This window comes from Commensalibacter sp. W6292M3 (genome assembly GCF_016101315.1).
GTDB classification, from domain to species: domain Bacteria; phylum Pseudomonadota; class Alphaproteobacteria; order Acetobacterales; family Acetobacteraceae; genus Commensalibacter; species Commensalibacter melissae.
Window position 1 is genome coordinate 17,756 of record NZ_JACFQT010000002.1, and the last position, 20,656, is coordinate 38,411.

22 protein-coding genes are annotated in these 20,656 nt (G+C 37.8%); 11 read left to right on the forward strand and 11 right to left on the reverse strand.

Annotated elements, in window-relative coordinates; all coding sequences use genetic code 11:
* Positions 1-6: 6 nt before the first annotated feature.
* From fabD to H3T57_RS05665, 5 genes are all read right to left on the reverse strand, one after another.
* Positions 7-960: an ACP S-malonyltransferase gene (gene fabD, locus H3T57_RS05645; protein WP_232349771.1), complete on the reverse strand. Its 954-nt coding sequence runs from the start codon at positions 958-960 to the stop codon at positions 7-9.
* Between the two features lie 24 nt (positions 961-984).
* A complete protein-coding gene (locus H3T57_RS05650; RefSeq protein WP_155580900.1) occupies positions 985-2,238 on the reverse strand; it encodes a class I SAM-dependent methyltransferase in 1,254 nt (417 codons plus the stop codon).
* Positions 2,238-2,999, reverse strand: coding sequence for a glycine betaine ABC transporter substrate-binding protein (locus H3T57_RS05655; RefSeq protein ID WP_198193505.1), 762 nt, complete (start codon positions 2,997-2,999; stop codon positions 2,238-2,240). The genes H3T57_RS05650 and H3T57_RS05655 overlap by 1 nt, the downstream gene beginning before the upstream one ends.
* A gap of 34 nt (positions 3,000-3,033) precedes the next feature.
* Positions 3,034-3,861, reverse strand: coding sequence for an acyl-ACP desaturase (locus H3T57_RS05660; protein ID WP_198193506.1), 828 nt, complete (start codon positions 3,859-3,861; stop codon positions 3,034-3,036).
* 101 nt (positions 3,862-3,962) lie between these two features.
* Positions 3,963-4,961 carry an enoyl-CoA hydratase/isomerase family protein gene (locus tag H3T57_RS05665; RefSeq protein ID WP_198193507.1) on the reverse strand — a complete coding sequence of 333 codons (999 nt, stop codon included), beginning with the start codon at positions 4,959-4,961 and terminating at the stop codon, positions 3,963-3,965.
* 105 nt (positions 4,962-5,066) lie between these two features.
* Between H3T57_RS05665 and H3T57_RS05670 the strand changes: the two genes are divergently transcribed.
* The gene (locus H3T57_RS05670) at positions 5,067-6,122 is read left to right on the forward strand and encodes an acyltransferase (protein WP_155567345.1); all 1,056 of its coding nucleotides are present in this window, start codon (positions 5,067-5,069) and stop codon (positions 6,120-6,122) included.
* 54 nt (positions 6,123-6,176) lie between these two features.
* Positions 6,177-7,184 (forward strand): biotin synthase BioB, encoded by a 1,008-nt coding sequence (bioB, locus tag H3T57_RS05675; protein ID WP_198193508.1) that lies wholly within the window; start codon positions 6,177-6,179, stop codon positions 7,182-7,184.
* A gap of 50 nt (positions 7,185-7,234) precedes the next feature.
* Here the strand turns inward: bioB and H3T57_RS05680 are convergent, their stop codons facing one another.
* Complete coding sequence (locus H3T57_RS05680) at positions 7,235-9,457, reverse strand: cation-translocating P-type ATPase (RefSeq protein ID WP_198193509.1); 2,223 nt, start codon at positions 9,455-9,457, stop codon at positions 7,235-7,237.
* 109 nt (positions 9,458-9,566) lie between these two features.
* On the opposite strand from H3T57_RS05680, the gene H3T57_RS05685 reads away from it, so the two are divergent.
* A complete protein-coding gene (locus H3T57_RS05685; protein WP_155565989.1) occupies positions 9,567-9,758 on the forward strand; it encodes a heavy-metal-associated domain-containing protein in 192 nt (63 codons plus the stop codon).
* A 37-nt stretch (positions 9,759-9,795) separates the two neighbouring features.
* Here the strand turns inward: H3T57_RS05685 and H3T57_RS05690 are convergent, their stop codons facing one another.
* From H3T57_RS05690 to H3T57_RS05700, 3 genes are read right to left on the reverse strand one after another with little or no spacing between them, the layout of a single operon-like run.
* Positions 9,796-10,428: a phosphoribosylanthranilate isomerase gene (locus H3T57_RS05690; protein WP_198193510.1), complete on the reverse strand. Its 633-nt coding sequence runs from the start codon at positions 10,426-10,428 to the stop codon at positions 9,796-9,798.
* Positions 10,429-10,432: 4 nt separating this feature from the next.
* Positions 10,433-11,134, reverse strand: coding sequence for an orotidine-5'-phosphate decarboxylase (gene pyrF, locus H3T57_RS05695; protein WP_155565991.1), 702 nt, complete (start codon positions 11,132-11,134; stop codon positions 10,433-10,435).
* Positions 11,135-11,186: 52 nt separating this feature from the next.
* Positions 11,187-11,579, reverse strand: coding sequence for a LapA family protein (locus tag H3T57_RS05700; RefSeq protein ID WP_198193511.1), 393 nt, complete (start codon positions 11,577-11,579; stop codon positions 11,187-11,189).
* 566 nt (positions 11,580-12,145) lie between these two features.
* Between H3T57_RS05700 and H3T57_RS05705 the strand changes: the two genes are divergently transcribed.
* The 5 genes from H3T57_RS05705 (at position 12,146) to H3T57_RS05725 (ending at position 16,347) form a co-directional block, all read left to right on the forward strand.
* A complete protein-coding gene (locus H3T57_RS05705) occupies positions 12,146-12,649 on the forward strand; it encodes a protein-export chaperone SecB (protein WP_198185008.1) in 504 nt (167 codons plus the stop codon).
* Positions 12,650-12,676: 27 nt separating this feature from the next.
* On the forward strand, positions 12,677-13,279 hold the full coding sequence (locus tag H3T57_RS05710) for an NUDIX hydrolase (RefSeq protein WP_198193512.1): 603 nt from the start codon (positions 12,677-12,679) through the stop codon (positions 13,277-13,279).
* A gap of 68 nt (positions 13,280-13,347) precedes the next feature.
* On the forward strand, positions 13,348-14,658 hold the full coding sequence (locus H3T57_RS05715) for a dicarboxylate/amino acid:cation symporter (RefSeq protein ID WP_198193513.1): 1,311 nt from the start codon (positions 13,348-13,350) through the stop codon (positions 14,656-14,658).
* Positions 14,659-14,709: 51 nt separating this feature from the next.
* On the forward strand, positions 14,710-15,579 hold the full coding sequence (gene folD / locus H3T57_RS05720) for a bifunctional methylenetetrahydrofolate dehydrogenase/methenyltetrahydrofolate cyclohydrolase FolD (RefSeq protein WP_198193514.1): 870 nt from the start codon (positions 14,710-14,712) through the stop codon (positions 15,577-15,579).
* 174 nt (positions 15,580-15,753) lie between these two features.
* Entirely contained in the window at positions 15,754-16,347 is a 594-nt protein-coding gene (locus H3T57_RS05725; protein ID WP_198193515.1) for a hypothetical protein, read from the forward strand.
* Between the two features lie 36 nt (positions 16,348-16,383).
* Here H3T57_RS05725 and H3T57_RS05730 read toward each other — a convergent pair whose 3' ends face one another.
* Positions 16,384-16,887: a lytic transglycosylase domain-containing protein gene (locus H3T57_RS05730; RefSeq protein ID WP_232349772.1), complete on the reverse strand. Its 504-nt coding sequence runs from the start codon at positions 16,885-16,887 to the stop codon at positions 16,384-16,386.
* Between the two features lie 108 nt (positions 16,888-16,995).
* Here H3T57_RS05730 and H3T57_RS05735 point away from each other — a divergent pair, with 108 nt between their 5' ends.
* Complete coding sequence (locus H3T57_RS05735) at positions 16,996-17,742, forward strand: methylenetetrahydrofolate reductase (RefSeq protein ID WP_198193516.1); 747 nt, start codon at positions 16,996-16,998, stop codon at positions 17,740-17,742.
* Here H3T57_RS05735 and H3T57_RS05740 read toward each other — a convergent pair.
* A complete protein-coding gene (locus H3T57_RS05740; protein WP_198193517.1) occupies positions 17,739-18,770 on the reverse strand; it encodes a M20/M25/M40 family metallo-hydrolase in 1,032 nt (343 codons plus the stop codon). The two genes, H3T57_RS05735 and H3T57_RS05740, sit on opposite strands and share 4 nt — an antisense overlap.
* Before the next feature lie 63 nt (positions 18,771-18,833).
* On the opposite strand from H3T57_RS05740, the gene H3T57_RS05745 reads away from it, so the two are divergent.
* A complete protein-coding gene (locus tag H3T57_RS05745; RefSeq protein WP_198193518.1) occupies positions 18,834-20,039 on the forward strand; it encodes an MFS transporter in 1,206 nt (401 codons plus the stop codon).
* Between the two features lie 24 nt (positions 20,040-20,063).
* On the forward strand, positions 20,064-20,624 hold the full coding sequence (locus H3T57_RS05750) for a TIGR00730 family Rossman fold protein (protein WP_198193519.1): 561 nt from the start codon (positions 20,064-20,066) through the stop codon (positions 20,622-20,624).
* Positions 20,625-20,656: the final 32 nt, after the last annotated feature.

Below are 20,656 nucleotides of genomic sequence, written 5' to 3' on the forward strand. Positions count from 1 at the left end.
GTTCTTTTAAAAAGCAGAAAGAATTTTTGCAAATTCTTCAAGATCTGCAGGTGTATCAACAGAACAAACCTTGCTATCCCGTGCAGTACGCTGCATGATTTTAGACAAAACCTTACCTGCACCAACTTCAACAAAAAAATCAACTTCCTGATCAATCATATATCGCATAGTTTCTGCCCATCTTACAGAACCTGTTATTTGTCTAACCAATGAATCCCTGACAAAAGAAGAATTTTCATAAGGGCAGGCGGTTATATTTGCGATAACAGGAAAATTAAATGGTTTGGGATTTGTTTTAGCCAAGGCATCCCGCATTTCCCGGGCAGCGGGTTCCATTAACGGACTATGAAATGGTGCTGACACAGGCAATTTAACAACTCTACGGATACCAGCTTCCTTGGCTATGGCTATAATCCGTTCAATCGCGTCCATATGACCAGAAACCACAACCTGAGACGCACCATTATCATTGGCAACTACAACAACCGAATTTCCCTGCGTGGCCTGTTTACATAAATCCTGAACCTGTCCAATCGTGACGCCTATAAGTGCAGCCATTGCTCCCTGACCAACCGGTACCGCATTTTGCATTGCACTGCCGCGCGTCCGTAACAAATTGACAGTTGTAACAAAATCAAACACATTGGCAGCACAAAGAGCAGAATATTCACCCAAGGAATGTCCTGCTGCCATTGAAACCAGATGATTGGCATCAATATTAAATTCTTTTTCCAAAACCCTGATTACGGCCATGGAATGTGTCATTAATGCAGGTTGTGTATTTTGCGTTAAAATCAACGCTTCCACAGGCCCCTCCATCATAATTTTGGATAATGGCTGCTTTAACGTTTCATCCAACGCTTCATAGACTTCTCTGGCAATTGGAAATGCTTCAGCCAATGCCTTACCCATACCAACATATTGGCTTCCCTGACCGGGGAATAAAAATGCACATTTCATAATAGATGATTCCAATAAAATAAATTAAACGGCAGATCTTACAAAAAGCTGGTTAATACTTCGTAAAATTTCAAAAGTCTGCTTCCACAAAGGTAAAATACGGTGTTCCTCAATACCCCGTTTTTTGACAATCTCAATTATTTCTCCAACCGAACGGCGATTGTCAACAAGTCCCAAAAACCCGCGTGCCTGTGCAGGTAAAGGAAGCATAATCGTCAACATTCCAAAAGAATAAGGAAGCAGATTGGATGGTAAAATCTGATTGGCAAGTATTTCTCCAGGCGTTTCCCGCATAAAAGGAATTGAATCAGAGGCACATGGATCAGCAAATTGTATATTATCTTCCGCGCGACGCACATACACAACATGCGTTGACATATTCCCAGCCAAAGATTCAGCCAGACTAGCCTGTGTTCTTATATCAAACTGCCTGAATTTTTCTCTGATCTTTGGATCTGTTATTAAATAAGCAGGATCATAACGCGCAGGCTCCACCAAACAGTTTACCGCCAACTCATTTTTATCCAACAGATTCCATAATTCAGCAATTTTATAGGATCGGTCACGCGGGTTTAATAAAAGATCATACAGACCAGCGTCACCTCCAGTTAAATGATCACCAAAATTTCCATTAAATCTGAGCCAGGCAGTCGATGGAAGATGCTTCATGATTCTTTTTGCAATATCCAAACGCTTTACTGGTGGATCTGACAAAGAGGTCAGTTTGGATAATGCTTCCTGCACCATATAAACGCCAGTACGACCATAAGGAGCATAAACCATCAATCCCATCCCGCCGCCAGGATTTAGTTGTTCCCTTAATATTTGCAGGGCAGCAGCAGGATCAGGCAAATGATGCAAAACACCACAACAATCAATATAATCAAACAACCCGAGATTTAAATCTGGCAATTCAAGAATTGAACCCTGAACATAACGGATATTACTCAATTTCCGTGTAGCTGCCCGTTCTTTAACAATTTTCAAAACTGCCTTGGCCCGATCCAAACAGATCACTTCACCAGAACGTTGGTGTCGTGCCATTTGTTGAGCCACCATGATTGCTGCATCGCCGGTTCCACAACCAGCAATCAAAATCCTTAATGGTTGAGTATAAGAACGATATCCGCCAAATACCCAATAATCAATTTCATTCAAATGGCTTGGACTGCCTATTAATAAGCGTTTGGTTTCATCCTTTGGATTGCGTTCGGGATACGGATAGGCCTCATATTGCCTTGCCAATCCCAAATCTTGCTGATCATTTTTATGGGGCATTACGCTCTTACAACCAATTTACCACGCTGCCAAGCTTCTGCCGCCTCATCGGCACTCATCCCTTGATTGCGTATTGCATTTTCCATGAACTGAACAATCTGATTACCCAACATCATTTCCTCAAGCTCATCAATCAAGTCACCCCCAAATCGCTGAATCCAATTGGGGTTTAATAGCATGGCCGCTTTTTGTTTCCGGATAAAAATACTCTCGGGTTCCCTCAGATGATAAAAATTTCCTGAATCCGTGAACAATGCCGGTTCATAAAGCATCATTAACTCGGGTTCTTGTGAGTGGATTATTTCCTGATAATGAGTCAACGTCTCTTCATCTGCAATAGATTTCAATTGATAACCAGCCTCGATCAAACCATATTCTTTCATGATTTTATTCGCGAAAACCTGCAAAGTTTCACAAACCGTGATTTCACGATGAAGAAATGAAGCTGTTATAAGTTGATCAATAGAACCCACATGTTCTTGAAACTTTTTTGGCAAAGCAAAAGAAATAGAGGGTTGATAAAGATTTCCAATCACCTTGAAATTCGGGTTGGATTGAATGATATCGGCATGAATATCAGGCAGCCATACACTTACAAACAAATCAATTTTCCCAGCAGTCAGCTCCTGTATCAAATCCCTACATTCACCGGTAATTAATTCTATATCCGTTATTCCATGGGCCTCTAACACACGTGTTATAACCGCTGCTGTTGCTTCATGTATCAAATTGTCAAAAAAACCAAGCTTTAAAGAATCCATCCCTGTTAATGTCCCACTCTTGTTCAGAAAATTGTTATATTATAGATAAAACTTGTTTGGTATAGGCTTTCTGTTGTTTATTAATAATCATTAGTATCAATTTAGACAAATATCTTTGCCATTTTTCTGAAGGCATCCACCCAATAACCTTACAAACCATATTAACCACCCTGACAATATGATGAATTTTATATAATGACATGGCCTTTTCCATATAAAGGGCTATACATCGTTTATGATTATATGGCATTCCATGGGGCTCATTGGTGGCATGAAAGGCCGAGGCAAGCTCATCATCCTGACTTTCAATTATACGACCCAAGGCAATCCTGGCTCGTTGCAACCTGGAGAGCTTTTGAGATTTCAAATATAATTTAGCATAATCATAAAACAATTTATAATGACGATATTCATCTCCAGCAATCCGTCTGCATATCTCCTTCAGGACAGGTTCCTTTACATAATCTGCCAAGGCACTGTAATAAGATGAAGTGCCAACCTCAACCATAGCCCGGGCGATAAATTCTCCCGCCTGTGATCCACGGATTGAGTGATCCGTCTTTAAGTCAATTTTATAAAAATTTCTGAAACGCTTATAACTTTCCTGATAATCCCAAGCAGGATCAGCCATCATGGCCCATCGTCCCAATGTTTCACCATGTTGCACCTCTTCATCTTCCCATTTCCTGAAAAGCTTTGTCAATTCAGGATCATGACCAAATACATTAGTCAAATAAACCGTATAGTCTACACTATTTCGTTCAACAACAGCAGCTGTTTTTATCAAAGGAACAATATTAGCATCTATTAATGAAGGGTCAAATTTATCCCAGTTAACCTGTTCAATATCCCAATGTTTCATAGTGCCACGCTTTCCTTATCAATTTTATTTTTAATTAAGAAATTATAAAATGACTATAGTAAACCGTAGTATGAGAAAATGACTAGATATTTTTATTAAATTCAATAGTCAAAACAGGAATTAATCTCGGACTCTGAAATTGGCGCCTGATTCCATTTTGGGTTATGATCCTTGTCAATAACTGCAGCCCTCACCCCTTCTAAAAAATCGGCCCGTTGGATAAGATGACTAACTAACAATAAATCGCGTGTTAAAACAGCTTCTTGAGTTGGTAATTTCAAATGCCAAGCTCTATAAGTTACCTCTAAAGAAAATGGACAAGCTTTTAATATAGTTTTAAAATCACATACGGCCCAATTATATTTACTTTTTCGCAATTTCTCAATAATCTTTGCTACAGAAGAAGCTTGATAAATATCAGCAATTTGTTTTAAAGTTTTATTATCAAATTCATAGGATTGCTTATATGTTGAAAGAAAAAAATTAATTTCATTTGGCTGTAATTCTGTTAATTTTTGTAAAAAAAGTTCTAATTCACTTGAATAAATCATATAATCTGCAAACCCCAACTTAATAGCAGTGTTACCATTAAAACGTTGTCCCGTTAACATAGCCCTTAATCCAGAAAAACCTGGAGCATTTTGAAATAAAAAAGAACTACCTGCATCTGGGGTTAATCCGATCATCACTTCTGGCATTGCTAAAATAGAACGTTCAGTAACAAAACGATATGTAGCAAACGCTCCTAATCCTATACCTCCCCCCATGGTAATGCCATCCATTACTGAAATAATGGGCTTAGAATAATGTAGTATATAATTAGCTAATACATAATTATATTTAAAAATTTCTAAACCTTTTTGTTTTTTACCTGAACGAACTAAATCAGCAATTTTCCGAATATCACCACCAGCACAAAAAGCTCGTTCACTACTACTATTAATTAAAATAATATAAATACGCGAATCGAATTTCCACTTTTCTAAAACATCTAATATTTGATTTTGTAACACATCATCAATCGCATTCAATGCTTGCGGTCTATTCAATGTTAATACACCAACATAATTTCTTTTTTGTACTATAACTAAATTAGACACTTAAATATATCCAACAAAAATTTATAAATTCATAAATATTGATAACAATTTAAAAAAGTTTATAAAAGTTAATAGTTTGAAAGTATATTTTTATAAGGTTGCGTCATGGACTTACTCCATAAAAGAAATGTATCCCTTGATTGTTTTCGTGGAATTATGGCTTTATTTGTCGCTTGTGGACATTTTTTTTATTGGAACCATAAACCAATAATTCCTTGTTCTTTTGTTTTAGCTGTTGACTTTTTTTTGGTTCTCAGTGGTTTTGTCATTTGTCATTCCGTTTATCAAAAAAGAGAAAAATTTAACTCTATAAATTTTGCTTTTAAACGTTATCTAAGACTTTTTCCAGTATATATCGTTTGCGTAGTTATTTCTTATGTATTTAATATTTTTAATAATATCACTCAACCTAATTTATTTGATTGGTTTAAAATATTAACTATTTCAGAAATGATTCCCTTAAATACGCTTCACCCTTCAATACCTTTTGAACCAATAGGAATTTCATATACTATTTCAGCCGAACTTTGGGTTGGAATAATAATTTTTCCAATATTTGTAACATTACTAGATAAATTTACGCATTTGATATTTCCTGTTTTAATTCTAGTAATCTTATATTGTTTAATTGTATTAAATCAAACCTCTATAAACTATATGGATGCGCATCATAGGCTGTATAATTTATTTATAGATTATGCAATTATTAGATGTTTATTAGAATATTCACTAGGAATTCTTACTTATTTAATATTTATTAAGATTAATTTTAAACCAAACAATTTTATAATTTCTTTTTTTCAACTTTTTATAATTCTTTTATTTTCTATGATTTACTTAAAATTAAATTATAATAGAAATAATGAATTTATAGCTCCTTTTTTATTCGCTATATTTATCTATCTCTTGTCTTTTAAAACTGGAATTATTTACAAAATAACTTCTAATAATTTTGCAAAATTTTTAGGAGATATTTCATATTCTATTTACCTAATTCATCCTATTTGGATAAATATCTGTTCAAAATATTTTCATTTACATACCACAAAAGGAATTAATATCGTCATTTATATATTTTGCATATTAACATCTGCATATATAATTTATCAATTTGTTGATAAACCTTGCCTACAACTTCTACGATACAAAAATAATACTTAAAACCAATTTTCAGTAATCTCGTAAAATTATTTATGATAAATTAAGGACTTATATATGCCGCTTAAAAGAGATTTCTCAACAACGATTTTTAATAATTTTCCGATTCGTCACGACTGGACCAAGGAGGAAATCGCTTCTTTGTTTCAGCTCCCGTTGCCCGAGCTTATTTACCAAGCACAAACTGCCCACCGATTAAATTTCGATCCAACACAAATTCAGGTTTCAACCTTGCTCTCGATCAAAAGTGGAGGATGTCCCGAAGACTGTGCTTATTGTCCACAAAGTGCAAAACATGAAGAAAAAATTAAGGCAGACCGTCTCATGTCCGTTGAAAAAGTGCTTGAAAAAGCACGCGCTGCCAAAGCGGAAGGTGCGACACGTTTTTGTATGGGTGCCGCCTGGCGTTCCCCGAAAGATCATGATCTCGAGACCGTTTGTGCCATGATAGAAGGCATTAAAAATCTTGGGATGGAAACATGCGTAACCTTAGGAATGCTTAATCTGGAACAAACTGAAAAACTTAAAAACGCTGGGCTGGATTATTATAATCATAATCTTGATACTTCTGAAGAACATTATGAAAAGATCATCTCAACCCGTACATATCAGGATCGTCTGGATACCCTCGCTTTTGTTCGTGATGCCGGTATCAAAGTATGTTGTGGGGGTATTCTCGGAATGAATGAAGATGAAGCAGACCGTGTCAGCATGATTGCAACCCTTGCCAATTTACCCAGACATCCGGAAAGCGTACCTATCAATATGCTTATCCGCGTCAAAGGAACACCTTTGGGTAACGCAGACCCCATAGATCCTATTGATTTTATTCGTACAATTGCTGTCGCCCGAATCACGATGCCTGAAAGCTATGTCCGATTGGCAGCCGGCAGAACGGAGATGAGTAATGAAATGCAGACCTTGTGCTATCTGGCTGGGGTCAATTCTATTTTTCTGGGTGAACGTTTGCTAACCTGTCCCAATCCAGAAAAAAGCAGTGATTTGACCTTATTCAACAAATTAGGACTGCAAATTGCCAACCAGCAAAACCGGGCCATATCCTAAATTAACAACACTACTATAAGAATTAAGATTTTGAATTTTGGAGATCTTATCTAGACTCTTGCTTTCCAGCGTAATAACCTTAAAGCGTTCATAACAACACATACGCTACTTAAAGCCATGGCGCCCCCTGCAATAGCCGGATTTAAAAATCCGAGCATTGCCAAAGGAATGCCGATAATATTATAGATAAACGCCCAAAACAACCCTTCCTTGATACGCTGACGAGTTCTTTTGGCAATATCCAACGTATCAGCGACCAATTCAGGATTATTCCGCATCAATACGATCCCAGCCACCTCGGCCGCCACATCCGTTCCCTCGCCCATTGCAATGGCAAGATCCGCCTCTGCCAAGGCCGGAGCATCATTTATTCCATCTCCAACCATGGCAATTGACTGATGATCGATACCCTTTGAACCATGTTTCTTGATAAACTGTTGTTTATCTTCTGGTGTCAGATTCGCTTTAACGTCATCTATTCTCAATATATTACCAATTTTTTTGGCGACAGCTTCATTATCCCCCGTCAACATAATTGATTGGATTGAATGCTCTTTCAATCGTCGAACCGCCTCTACCGAACCAGACCGTACATGATCCTCAAAAGCTACAATACCCAATAAACGATAGGAATCTTGCATCTTCTCAAGAAGCCAGGATAAAGTTGATGATCGAATTTCTGACGGTACATCAGGAATTTTACACCCATGCGATTCAACCATCCGCTGATTGCCCAATAAGAAAACCCGTTCTTTTATCTTTCCCATGACACCACGTCCCTGTTCTTTTATAACCCGGAATTCTTCTGGTTGTTTCAAAGAAATAGTATAAGAGGAGGCTTCAGATAGCAGTGCCTTTGCCAAGGGATGTTCGCTTGATAAAGACAAACTGGCTGCATGATAGAGAATTTCTTTTTTTGAAAAATCGGATAAGGAAACAATTGAAACGACTGACAGTTTTCCTTCTGTTAAGGTTCCTGTTTTATCAAATGCCACCTTTTTGACATGCACCGCTCTCTCTAAAGTTTCAGCATCACGAATTAAAATACCAGAACGAGCTGCTGCCCCGCATCCAGTGGCTAAAGCTGTCGGCGTTGCCAAACCCAATGCACAAGGACAGGCAATCACCAATACGGCAGCGGCATGCATTAACCCTATTACAAAAAGACCGTTTATCAACCACCAACCCAGAAAGGTTAATAATGCTAGAATAATAACAACAGGTACAAAAATACTGCTTATCCGATCCACCATTTTTTGGATTGGCGCCTTGGAGGCTTGTGCATTTTCAACCAATTGGATAATAGCGGACAATCTTGTCTGTCTCCCGGTTTTTTCAACCTTAATTGATAAACGCCCATTATCATTTAATGAACCACCAGTAACTTTATCCCCTATTTTTTTCTCGATTGGCAGGCTTTCCCCAGTCAGCATCGACTCATCAACCGCACTTTCACCCTGTATGACCACACCATCACAAGGAATTGTTTCACCTGGACGAACAATAACCTGATCACCAACCATTAATTGATCGAGGGGAACTGATATTTCTTTGTCATCAACAAGTTTACAGGCTGTATCAGGACGCAGAGCCTGTAATGCCCTAATTGAATCAGCGGCTTTATATCTTGCCCGCTTTTCCAACCAGTGTCCCAGTAAAATAAAGGTTATAATCAATGAGGCGCTTTCATAATAAAGATCAGGCTCAACCTTGCAATAACCCAACAACCAGGAAAGCAATAAACATGTGCTCAGAATCCAGGCGGTACCTGAACCAAGTATCACCAGCAAATCCATATTTCCATTTCCTGATTTTACCGCACGATAAGCAGCAATATAAAATGGTTTTCCCAACCAGAATTGCACAGGAGTTGCCAATAAAAACTGAACCCAGCCTGGAAGCATCCAATGATGGTTGAAACCGCCAGCAATCATTGAACCCAATAATGGTGCGGAAAATAAGGCCGCGATAATCCAATGATATAAATCCTTTTCATCACGATCCCCATTCAGGTTGATAGCTGCATGACCGGGATCAAGCCATTCCGCATGATAACCAGCCTTTGTGACAGCCGTCTCAATCTCAGCAATTAAATTTTGTTGTTGGATAGCTGGTTTAGGAATTACCCTGGCCTGTTCCAATGTCAGATTCACATTGACATCTTCAACTCCTGCAACACGCTTAATGACTTTCTCAACACGTCTGACACAAGATGCACATGTCATTCCACGAATTACAAAATCAATTTCTTTATTTTCCAATGCTGCAGACATGATCGACCAATCCTACACTTTATCGGTATGCAAATAAGAATTAGTATAAAATATAAAACATGCTATAATAATCAACTTTCATAGTCATTAACTAAATAGGATTTTCATCATGAAAATATATCATGTCGAAGGAATGACATGTCAACATTGTGTCCACGCTGTAAAAGAAGCCGTTGAAGCCCTTCCAGATGTTCAGGAGGCCAATGTCGACTTGAAAACCGGAACATTAAAAATCACCGGTTCGGTCAATGAGAATGAACTCAAAAAAGCGATTGAAGAGGAAGGATACACACTCTCTTGAAATAATCCCATAATGGGCATTTCAGGTTCAATAATAATTATTCGCAATTATATTCTTGTCTGGCATTTTTTACAAAATGTTGAATTAGGATTGGATCCTTTTTCCCCAATACAGATTCAACCCCTGATGAGACATCAATTGCCTCTGCACCTGACTGCTGAATGGCTTCTTGCACATTATCGGGTGTTAATCCACCTGCCAGCAACCATGGCTTTGCCGGGTTCCAGTTTTTAGTCAGGGACCAATCAAACTTGCGTCCATTACCGCCCGGTCTTGTATCCGATTCATAAAATGGTGCCTCAATCACCATTCCATCAACCTGGCAAGGTTCAAGCAAATCATCACGCGTTTTAACGCCTCTTGCCAACCAAACTGGCAGACCGATTTCCTCTCGAATAATTGCCGCCTGCTTGTCAGAACAATAAAGTTGCAGAATATCCAGCCGAACCTTGTCAAGAATTCTTCTTATATCATCTAATTTTGGCCTAACAAACAAACCAACCCTTAACAGACCTTCCTTACCATAATCAGGCAACTGTCTCGCTTGGGTAACAGATAAAAAACGCGGAGACGCTGGATAAAAAACCAATCCCACCCAATTAACCCGTAATTTTAACAATAAATCACAAGTCGCCGTTTCTCTTACACCACATATCTTGATAGAAACCATAAAATTAATCTTGTAACTGACAAATGATTTCCTCAGCAACCTGTTGTGGATTAGCTGACTGTGTTATTGGCCGACCCACTACAATCCAATTTGCACCCGCCTTATGTGCCAACGCGGGTGTCATGATTCGCTTTTGATCATCTGTTTTGGCATTTTCCAACCTTATTCCCGGCACCACCAATACAACTTTATCTCCATAAATCTTACGCAAAGTTGCAACTTCCTCAGATGAACAAACAAGACCATCGACACCAGCGTCCAAAGCCATTCCTGCCAGTTTCATTACTTGTTCAAGAGGTGTCGTATGAAGATTTACACTATTTAAATTCTCCTGATCCATACTGGTCAAAACCGTAACCCCAAGTAATAACGGTTTCTGATTATCAGGAAAATTGACATCTATTGCCTTACGTGCGGCTTTAATCATGTCTTTTCCGCCTAACGTATGAATAGTCAACATGGCTGGTTTTACAGAAACCAAACTGGCAATTGCGGATGCAACGGTATTGGGAATATCATGCAGTTTCAGATCAAGAAAAACTTGCCGACCCCTAGCCAGTTTCCTTACCGCGTCAAATCCGCAAGCGTAGGTAAACTCCATACCTATTTTAATCATTTGCCCTGTTAAATCAGCAATTTGAGCCCATTGCTCAGCCAAATCATAATCTTTTGTGTCAATCGCAAGAATCAAGCCGGTTTTTGTCATTATTTTTCTTAAGTGATCTATCAATTATTTATTATAATATGTGGAAATAAATCTATTCTTCTGAATTCTGTTGCGAAGGTTCAACCCCGGCAGGGCAAAGGGCAGACGTTGCTGTTGGAACTGGGGTCCCATTCTGTCCTGTTCCCTGCTGCGTTGTATTCTGTTGAGTCAGGGCTATATACTGGGCCCGCAATTCATTTAACTGTGTTTCCAAATCATGTATCTTCTGTTCTGCCTTTCTGGCTCTTTTCCATTGACTGACCAAGGAGGTGAAAACTGTTAAAGCTCCTATCGCAAAAGAAATGATTCCAGCCAGCAATACAATCATTCCAACAGAACTTTGCCAATTAGCAGAAAAGAAATTCATTGGCACAGGCGTCATATTTAACAAGAAAAAGATAATTAAAAGTACCAGGAATGGTACAACGATAATTAATCGCAACACGATATGATCTCCCTAACCCAACCATAATCAAACATTATGAATATGACCAGTATATAATACACAAACCCTTACATAAATAAGGAATTTTAATCCAGATAAAAAAAACATTTAAAATAATAATTTAAAAAAAACAAAAAATAACCATATAGTTATAAAAAGATAAATCGTTTTTTCTTATATAAATCAAAAAGCTATGCATGAAGTTGTTTCATTTAAAAAAATAAAGAACAAAATATGGGCCAACATTTTTTATATCGGAAACAAACGATACATCACTAATATTTATCATTCTTATGAAAAAGCATATCAGGATTGTGAATGGCGGAAACAGGAAATTACTGCCTACAGACATTTACTAATCAATCATGAACAACCCGTACCACAATATTTGACAATCCCGATTCACCAATCAGAGATTCCAAAAAATTGGCAACCTTATGCCTGTATTCGGTTTTTTGCTTTCCCCAAAAAAACTTTCAAAAAAAACAATTTGATTTTATAAACAGGTCTTTCGATTCAATTTATTAATAATTTTATACCTATAAATATTTAAAAGAGAATGCTCAATGTCTAATAAACAACATGAAGAAAAAACATTTTTTTTACCTATCATCCCAGTTAAGGATTTAGTCACCAACATTGAATATATTCGAGAATTAAACGTAAAAATTTTTAATACACCCAAAGTTTTTCTTAAGGTATCTCCAAAATCCGACATTACCGTAACCGTTAATGTCAATGCCCAGCAAATTGAAAAGGATTACCCCCAATTCGAAATTATCGTTATCCTAAATTGTACCAGCCAAAAACAACTTGAAGATGATGATGAACCAACTTCTATTTTTGAAATTGACTTACAATATGGTGCAGTTGTGACCCTTCCCACTTTAAAGGCTGCCAATATAGAAGAATTGTTGATGATACATGCTCCAGAATTATTATTTCCAGAAATTCGCAATATCATCCTGAATATAAGTCGTACATCCAATCTACCCTCTATTCTTTTGCAACCCATTGATTTCGCAGAATTATGGAAAGAAAAAAAATCCACCATGAAAAACAAAGATTAAGAAACCCCTACAAAAATGGATACAACAATGCCCCAAAAACTAGACACGGACAAAAAAATTATTGGTCAAGCAGATCCAGGCGGAATTGTTCCGGAATCATCACGTATTGCCTATGAAAACCGTTGGCTAAAAATCCGTGAGGATATCATACGCTATCCCAACGGGTTAAAAGGCATGTTTGGTGTTGTAGAACGAAACGAATTCGCTGTTATTTTACCACTGCATGTTAATAATGAGGGAATTAAAATAGTCACCCTTATTCGACAATACCGATATCCTGTGGGTAAATTTATGTGGGAACTGCCGATGGGAATGTGGGAATTAAAACCAGATGCCACCCCCGAGATGGTTGCTGCCGGAGAACTGGAGGAAGAAACAGGTTTGCGTGCCGCCAATATGGTACATGGAGGTATATTATATCAGGGGGCAGGCTATTCGACCCAAAAAGGTCACGTTTTCCTTGCAACTGATTTAACACAACATTCCCCGAAACGCGAAGAGACAGAACTGCATATGACCTGTCATACAATCCCGTTAACTCAATTTGAGGAAATGATTCAAAACGGACAAATAACTTGTATGGTCACAATCGCTGCATTCTGTTTGTTACGTAGTAAAAAATTAGTTTGACTCTCTCTTCCTTCGCTACCTAAAAAAAGATTTAATCGTGTAATTTATGACTTGAGGAAATATAAAGTATGGCAGAAACCCAGCTCCAATATAATAACCCTTCTACATCACGTACCCTTGTCAAACATGCGGTTACAATTGGTTCCACCATGGTCTTGGGACTTGTTTTTGGGTTGATCTGTCATGCTTTTGGAGATGTTATTATCTATAAGTCAGCAAATGGCTCAATAACGTTATCAAATTTTATTCTGACCTTGTCTGAATTAATTGTCAATTTGTTTTTGCGCCTGATAAAGATGATCGTGGCACCTCTGGTTCTGGCCACGCTTATTGCCGGGATTGGGAACGTTCAAGATACTAAAACCATAAAAACCATCGGGATCAAGGTTATTTTTTGGTTTATCGGTGCCTCTATCGTTTCCTTGGGTGTTGGAATGCTTGCCGCCAATATCATCCAGCCAGGCAAGAATTTTACGCATAATTTACCACCTGTCTCTGAATCTCATGCAATTTATCATTTTGACCTTATTAAATTTACACTTCATATCGTTCCTGATAGTGTCATTGACGCAATGGCTCATAACGATATGTTACAGTTGGTTGTTTTCGCTGTCTTTTTCGGTTTGTCTTTAGCCGCTTTACCTGACAAACAATGTCAACTGGTAAGAGATGTAACAGATGGAGTAGGCAAAGTTATGCTGAAAGTCACCGATATGGTCATGATTATTGTACCATTGGTTGTCTTTGCTTCACTTCTTTCAATAGCAACCCGTAATGGATTACATGTAATTGAAAGCTATGGACTGTTTTTAATCGAGTTTTATGCTGTCATTCTCGTCATGTTCATTATTTTGATTGGAACTGGTTATTTCATGATGGGAAAAAAAGTGTTTAAACTTCTTCCATTCATAGCCGAACCTGTAATGGTGGGATTTGCAACCGCCAGTAGTGAGTCTGCCTTTCCAAGATTACTTGAACAACTTGAAAAATTCGGTGTTCCACCCAAAATATCTAGCTTTGTCGTTCCCTTAGGCTATAGCTTTAACCTTTGTGGAACCATGATGTTCATTTCATTTGCCGCCATTTTCATCGCACAAGCCTATGGTATTCATATGCCCATTGAAAAACAAGTCATGATGCTCCTGGTCATGATGATCAGCAGTAAAGGCATCGCAGGAGTTCCACGCGCCTCAATGGTAATGCTAGCCGCTGTCATGCCAGGTTTTGGAATACCCGAAGCTGGACTGCTATTAATTGTCGGAATTGATCAGTTTCTTGATATGGCAAGAACTGCAACAAGTGTTTTGGGTAATGGAATTATTGCAGCAATCGCTAATGAATGGGACATCAGGGCAAACAATACAAAAGAGACAATATAATTTTATCCTTCCCCAAAAACAGTTGAATATAATAAAGGTCACTGATATCTTATGAAAACGCAATTAATTGATGGCATAAGCTTTGCCTCAAACATGACCCAGAAAATAGCTCTGGAAGTCAAGCAGCTGCAGCAGGAAAAAAATATAACCCCTGGTCTTGCCGTCATTTTGGTCGGCAATGACCCTGCCAGCGAGGTATATGTCAGAAACAAGACAAAACAGACACACAGGGTGGGAATGCGTTCGTTCATGCATCTTCTTCCTGAAACAACCACACAAGAAGAAATCCTAAATCTAATTGCAAGATTGAATAAAGATCCTGATATTCATGGAATTCTCGTACAGCTACCTCTTCCAAAAGGGTTGAATGCAGACACCATTATTCAGGCAATCACCCCTCATAAAGATGTTGACGGCTTGACAGCCTATAATACAGGAAAACTTGCGCTCGGACATAAAGACGGATTTATACCCTGCACCCCACTTGGATGTCTAATGTTATTGCAAAAAGAACTTTCCAGTTTGAAAGGATTACATGCAGTCATTATTGGAGCGTCAAACTTGATGGGCAAACCCATGGCACAACTTTTATTACAAGAAGGTTGCACTGTAACTATTGCCCACATTCATACACGCAATCCTGAAAAACTTGCCCGTCAAGCAGACATTCTTATTGTTGCGACTGGTTGCAGTGAGCTCGTTAAAGGATCATGGATCAGTGAAGGTACGACTATTATAGATGTCGGCATTAACCGTATCACGACAAAAGATAACAAGACCAAACTGATAGGTGATGTCGCTTTTGAAGAGGTTTTGGGTAAAGCTGCAAAAATCACACCTGTCCCTGGTGGTGTCGGTCCTGTCACTATTGCCTGTTTGTTGCATAATACATTACAAGCAGCAAGAAATACGATAAAATAATTTACACCAGAACTATTTCTTATTATAATTATTGCAATAATATAACAATAATTTCTTAAACCGCTTGATTAATATTAATAACTAAATCATTTAAAAGCGGTTTACAATTTATTAGATTGTTTTCTATAAACGAAACTAAAACTTGCTAATATAATATTTAAGTGAACAATTAAAATGACTGAAATTGATTTTCCCTCTTTACTGTTTGATTCAGCCTGGTATTTAAAAACCTATCCAGATATTGCAGCCGCCAATGCAGATCCTGTTGAACATTATCTGTTTTTCGGATTTCGAGAGGGACGAAATCCTAACCGTTTTTTTAATACCACCTTTTATCTGAATACCTATCCTGATGTTGCCGCAAGCACTATTAACCCTTTTATCCATTATATAATGTATGGTGCCGCGGAAGGGAGATTGCCCAGGGCTTCTGATCAACCATCTATACCTTCTACAACGGTAAGCACGGAATTATCAACCGGGACCGATATTCCGTATATGGTTGCCACCGAGCCCAACCCACAATCTAAATCTGAAATTAATTTAAGTTTTAAAATCAGTGATTCAGAACCTCCCCAGCAATTGCAAGATAAAAAAACCGCATCCTATGATAAATTAACCTTGAATGCCGTATCTGAGATTAAAACAAAATTACCAAACAAGAAAACGACTGTAAAACCAAAAAACTCATCTGTAGCATCCTCTCGAAAACGAAGCCCGAAAGTCAAAACTCAACGCATAACACATGGTAATAGTATAAGCAGATAGGCTGATTTTTGTATAAATTCAAAACTAGATAAATAATCAGTTTCTAACGGTTTTCTTTTTAAATTTTCTTCTTTTTTTTACATTCATTAAACGATACTGATAAGGAGAGAGATATTTTCCAGCTTTTTTTCTCCTTATTGAAGAATTATTGTTCAAATAAGAGGCTTGAATGATTTGAAACTGATAATGATTGTTTAGATCAGGTGTATGAGAATGATAATTGCCAATCGCCTGCATTAAATTTCCATTTGTCTCTGCAAGATACAATTTAAGAATCGCCCCCGCCACGGCTATATTATAACAATTATCCTGTTTTAATCGTTGATAGATGACTTGACCAGTTTCATGCGTTGTTTCCATCAATGGAACAATCCAACGTGTATTGATCTGCATTACCCCCAAATCCTGCGTGCCATTCTTGTTATTGGAGACAAGATTAGGAGCCCCACCCTCCACACGTTGTATTGCCGGTAAAACAGAGGAAGGCAAATGATGAAATGCAGCAACCATCATCATACATTTTAAATATGTCGCAACCATCTAACTAAATTAACTTTATTCTATTTTATTTTTATATTAACAGTTTAAACATTAAAGAAATAGAATCTATTATTTCAAATCCATTTATTTCATTACAAGGAATTCGTTATGACACGAATCTCGGTAGAATTAATTCCTAGAGATAGAAATCATATCATTAATGACATGAAACAAGTCAAGGAATGTTTTCCAATTGCCGACAGCATCAATATTCCAGATCTCATGCGTTTTTCTTTAAGAAGCTGGAACGCTTTTCAGATTACCTCTTCATATTATACACGTTCCATTCCTCATATAAGAGCAATTGATATTAATCCCGATCTTCCATTGCCCGGCCATGATATCAATAATTTACAAGAAATTCTGGTTATTCAGGGAGACCCTCCCTCCGATTTCAACAAACATACATATCCCAATTCAACTGAAAGCATTTTAAGACGATATCGAAGGGAACTCCCGCATCTGAAATTGTATGCCGCCTTTGACCCATACCGTCGTTCTCCCAAGGAAGAACTTGAACATGTCCTGTCAAAAAAAGAAGCGGGAGCCAGTGGTTTTTTTACACAACCCATTTTTGATGAGAAAATGCTTGAACTCTGTATGGATTGGTTACACAACAAAACCGTTTTTTGGGGTTTGTCACCTGTCATTGGACCAAAATCGAAATCATATTGGGAAATTACCAACAAAGTTGTCTTTCCACATAATTTTGAAACAAGTTTACAGGCTAACATTGATTTTGCAAAAAAAGCCTTACAAATGATCAAAAAAACAAACCAAAATGCTTATTTAATGCCTTTACGCGTCAAATTAACCACCTATCTATCACCATTACAGGAAATTTTTCAAAACTAGTCTCCCAACGCATATAAAATTCGAATCCAAGATCGTATCCCCTTATGAAATGAACGAAGATTATATTTTTCATTCGGGGAATGAATGCAATCATCAGCATTTGCAAACCCAATTAAAAAAGATTCTATTCCGAATTCACGCTGTAAATCATTAACCACAGGTATGGCGCCTCCACTGCCAATAATGGCTGTTTTATGAAGCAGTTCACTATCGGTTTTACCAATTTCCTGCCATTTTTGACGAATCGTTTCAGCAATTTCAGGCACCCCTTCATAAAAATTTGGAATGGTGACTTTTCCTGTATTATCACGTAATGCTGCAATAATTTCAGCCAAAACCTGAATAGGGTTTTGAGCGGCATTTCCGTATAATCCCGAATGCAAATCCCGATTAGCCGCGTAAACGGTAACCTCTTCCCCAACCAAGCCACGAACCATGGCAGTGATTGCTGGCACATCCGGAGTAGCCATATCCGTATCACAAATAAAAGCAATATCAGGATGTAAGATTTCTTTCTGTTGCGCTAAAAAGATAGGTAAATGTTCTCCTCCACTTTCCTCTTCACCCTCCAAAATAAAGGTGATATTCAATGGAAATTGCTTGTCTTTCATATAAATCGCTCGACAGGCTTCCAGGAAAGTAAGAATTTGACCTTTGTCATCTGATGATCCACGCCCATGAATAACCTCTTTTCCTGTTGCGTCGGTTCGGATACAAGGTTCAAAAGGTGGTATTTCCCATAATTCCAGTGGATCGACAGGTTGTACATCATAATGTCCATAAAATAAAACATGCGGGGCTCCCTTTATTTCAGGAGAATTTGCCATGACGATTGGATGTCCCCCAGTTTCACAAATCTGCACATCCAAATCCATATTACGCAAGTAATCATGCAACCACTGTGCTGCATTTCGACAGTCTTGGTTATAGCTTGGAATAGCTGAAATACTTGGAATGCGTAAAAATTCGAATAAACGATCAAGAGATTCTGTTATCCTATGATCAACATTGCAAAGAATTGATTGCAAAATAAACTCCTATTATCATAAAATTTTATTTTAAAGAGATACTTTTTTATTTAATAACCAATAATGATTTTATCCTATCTGAAACCAAAACCCATTACATTAAAGATTCTTGCCGCGGCCATTTTTAATCTTGTATGTTTCATAAATATCGGTATGCCTTTGGCTACAATACCTGTATTTGTTCACAGACAACTCGGATATAATAGTATAATTGCCGGAATTGCTGTTTCCGCAGCCTATCTTGCCACCTTTATAAGTCGCCCGGGAGCGGGTCAATGGCTGGATACCAAAGGGGCCAAAAGTGCAGTCATTATAGGTTTGGGAATTAGTGCATGCGGGGGACTTTTGACAATTTTGGCTTTATTTTTTATCCATCAACCTCTTATGGCGTTAATAATCATCCTTCTAGGCCGCTTTTGCATGGGTATTTCAGAAAGCTGGGCATCAACAGGTGTTAATGTCTGGAATATCGGCAGGGTAGGAATTAAAAACGCAACCCATGTCATATCATGGAATGGCGTAACCACTTATGGCGGCATGGCTATTGGTGCCCCCTTAGGGGTTTATCTTGCTTCACAACCCATCGGTTTTATTGGAGGGTTATCTGGATTTTCTATTCTTACTGTCATTCTGGCTTCAGCATCAATGCTTCTAGCATCAACCTATCCAGCCATCATTCCCGTTCCAACCGCTAGACGTTTACCTTTTACCAAGGTTTTCAAACGAATTTCAGCTTACGGCTGCTGTCTTGGTTTATCAACTATCGGATTTGGCAGTATTCAAACTTTCATTGCCTTATATTTTATTAGCAACCACTGGACAGGATCTGCCATTGCCTTGACAATTTTTGGCGTTTCCTTTGTCATGATCCGATTTATTTTCAAAAATTCACTTTTAAAATATGGTGGTTATATTGTCTCTATCATCTCCCTAATTACAGAAACCATTGGTCTTCTTCTGCTTGCCACACAAACCTCAATAATTGGTGCATATATCGGAGCAGCCTTGACAGGATGTGGTTTTTCACTCATCTATCCAGCCTTGGGTGTTATTGCCATATCAAAAGTCAGTAGTGAAAATAAAGGAGCGGCCCTTGCCTCATTTTCTTTATTTCTGGATATGGCCCTTTTTATTTCCGGTCCCCTACTGGGTCTAATCCAAAGTCATCTTGGATATGATTATCTTTATTTGTCAGCCAGTTTTTTTGCTTTTTGTAGTGTTCTGTTAACCTATGGGCTATATTATCAGAATAAAACAGCCTCTATTTAACAATGATATATTAAAGAAAATTTCATGACTCATTACAATTACTCAATTACCGTTTTCTGCGGTTCAAAATGCGGAAACAAATCCATCTACATTCAGGCGGCAAAAGAATTGGCAAGCCATTTTGTTCACAATAAATTACGACTTGTCTTTGGCGGTGGCAGTGTGGGTTTGATGGGAATAATATCAAATACCATGATTGACCTTGGTGGATCCGTCAAAGGTATTATCCCGCAATTCCTTATCAAAAAAGAGGGGCAACATTCTCGTGTAAATGATTTAACCGTTACCGAAGATATGCATTCCAGAAAAAAGATTCTTTATGACGAAGGAGATGCCTATCTGATTATGCCTGGAAGTATCGGGACTTTTGACGAATTCTTTGAAATACTTACTTGGCGCTATCTAAAGCTCCATAATAAACCGATCATCATTGTAAATGTCGATAATTGGGCTAGGGGCATTCATGATCAATTAAACAATACCATCGAACAGGGATTTGCAGATAAGTCCCTGTTGAAACTCTTTGAAGTTGTTCCTGATGTACCTTCAGCGATAGAATCTTTGAAAAAACAGATGAAATTCTAGAAAATAAATATTCCTGTTACCATAAAATTCTG

What these genes read in the sequence shown, in the direction of transcription:
- fabD (WP_232349771.1), bottom strand. Translation starts at nt 960, where the DNA reads ATGAAATGTGCATTTTTATTCCCCGGTCAGGGAAGCCAATATGTTGGT.
- H3T57_RS05650 (WP_155580900.1), bottom strand. Translation starts at nt 2,238, where the DNA reads ATGCCCCATAAAAATGATCAGCAAGATTTGGGATTGGCAAGGCAATAT.
- H3T57_RS05655 (WP_198193505.1), bottom strand. Translation starts at nt 2,999, where the DNA reads ATGGATTCTTTAAAGCTTGGTTTTTTTGACAATTTGATACATGAAGCA.
- H3T57_RS05660 (WP_198193506.1), bottom strand. Translation starts at nt 3,861, where the DNA reads ATGAAACATTGGGATATTGAACAGGTTAACTGGGATAAATTTGACCCT.
- H3T57_RS05670 (WP_155567345.1), top strand. Translation starts at nt 5,067, where the DNA reads ATGGACTTACTCCATAAAAGAAATGTATCCCTTGATTGTTTTCGTGGA.
- bioB (WP_198193508.1), top strand. Translation starts at nt 6,177, where the DNA reads ATGCCGCTTAAAAGAGATTTCTCAACAACGATTTTTAATAATTTTCCG.
- H3T57_RS05680 (WP_198193509.1), bottom strand. Translation starts at nt 9,457, where the DNA reads ATGTCTGCAGCATTGGAAAATAAAGAAATTGATTTTGTAATTCGTGGA.
- H3T57_RS05685 (WP_155565989.1), top strand. Translation starts at nt 9,567, where the DNA reads ATGAAAATATATCATGTCGAAGGAATGACATGTCAACATTGTGTCCAC.
- H3T57_RS05690 (WP_198193510.1), bottom strand. Translation starts at nt 10,428, where the DNA reads ATGGTTTCTATCAAGATATGTGGTGTAAGAGAAACGGCGACTTGTGAT.
- pyrF (WP_155565991.1), bottom strand. Translation starts at nt 11,134, where the DNA reads ATGACAAAAACCGGCTTGATTCTTGCGATTGACACAAAAGATTATGAT.
- H3T57_RS05705 (WP_198185008.1), top strand. Translation starts at nt 12,146, where the DNA reads ATGTCTAATAAACAACATGAAGAAAAAACATTTTTTTTACCTATCATC.
- H3T57_RS05710 (WP_198193512.1), top strand. Translation starts at nt 12,677, where the DNA reads ATGCCCCAAAAACTAGACACGGACAAAAAAATTATTGGTCAAGCAGAT.
- H3T57_RS05715 (WP_198193513.1), top strand. Translation starts at nt 13,348, where the DNA reads ATGGCAGAAACCCAGCTCCAATATAATAACCCTTCTACATCACGTACC.
- folD (WP_198193514.1), top strand. Translation starts at nt 14,710, where the DNA reads ATGAAAACGCAATTAATTGATGGCATAAGCTTTGCCTCAAACATGACC.
- H3T57_RS05725 (WP_198193515.1), top strand. Translation starts at nt 15,754, where the DNA reads ATGACTGAAATTGATTTTCCCTCTTTACTGTTTGATTCAGCCTGGTAT.
- H3T57_RS05730 (WP_232349772.1), bottom strand. Translation starts at nt 16,887, where the DNA reads ATGGTTGCGACATATTTAAAATGTATGATGATGGTTGCTGCATTTCAT.
- H3T57_RS05735 (WP_198193516.1), top strand. Translation starts at nt 16,996, where the DNA reads ATGACACGAATCTCGGTAGAATTAATTCCTAGAGATAGAAATCATATC.
- H3T57_RS05745 (WP_198193518.1), top strand. Translation starts at nt 18,834, where the DNA reads ATGATTTTATCCTATCTGAAACCAAAACCCATTACATTAAAGATTCTT.
- H3T57_RS05750 (WP_198193519.1), top strand. Translation starts at nt 20,064, where the DNA reads ATGACTCATTACAATTACTCAATTACCGTTTTCTGCGGTTCAAAATGC.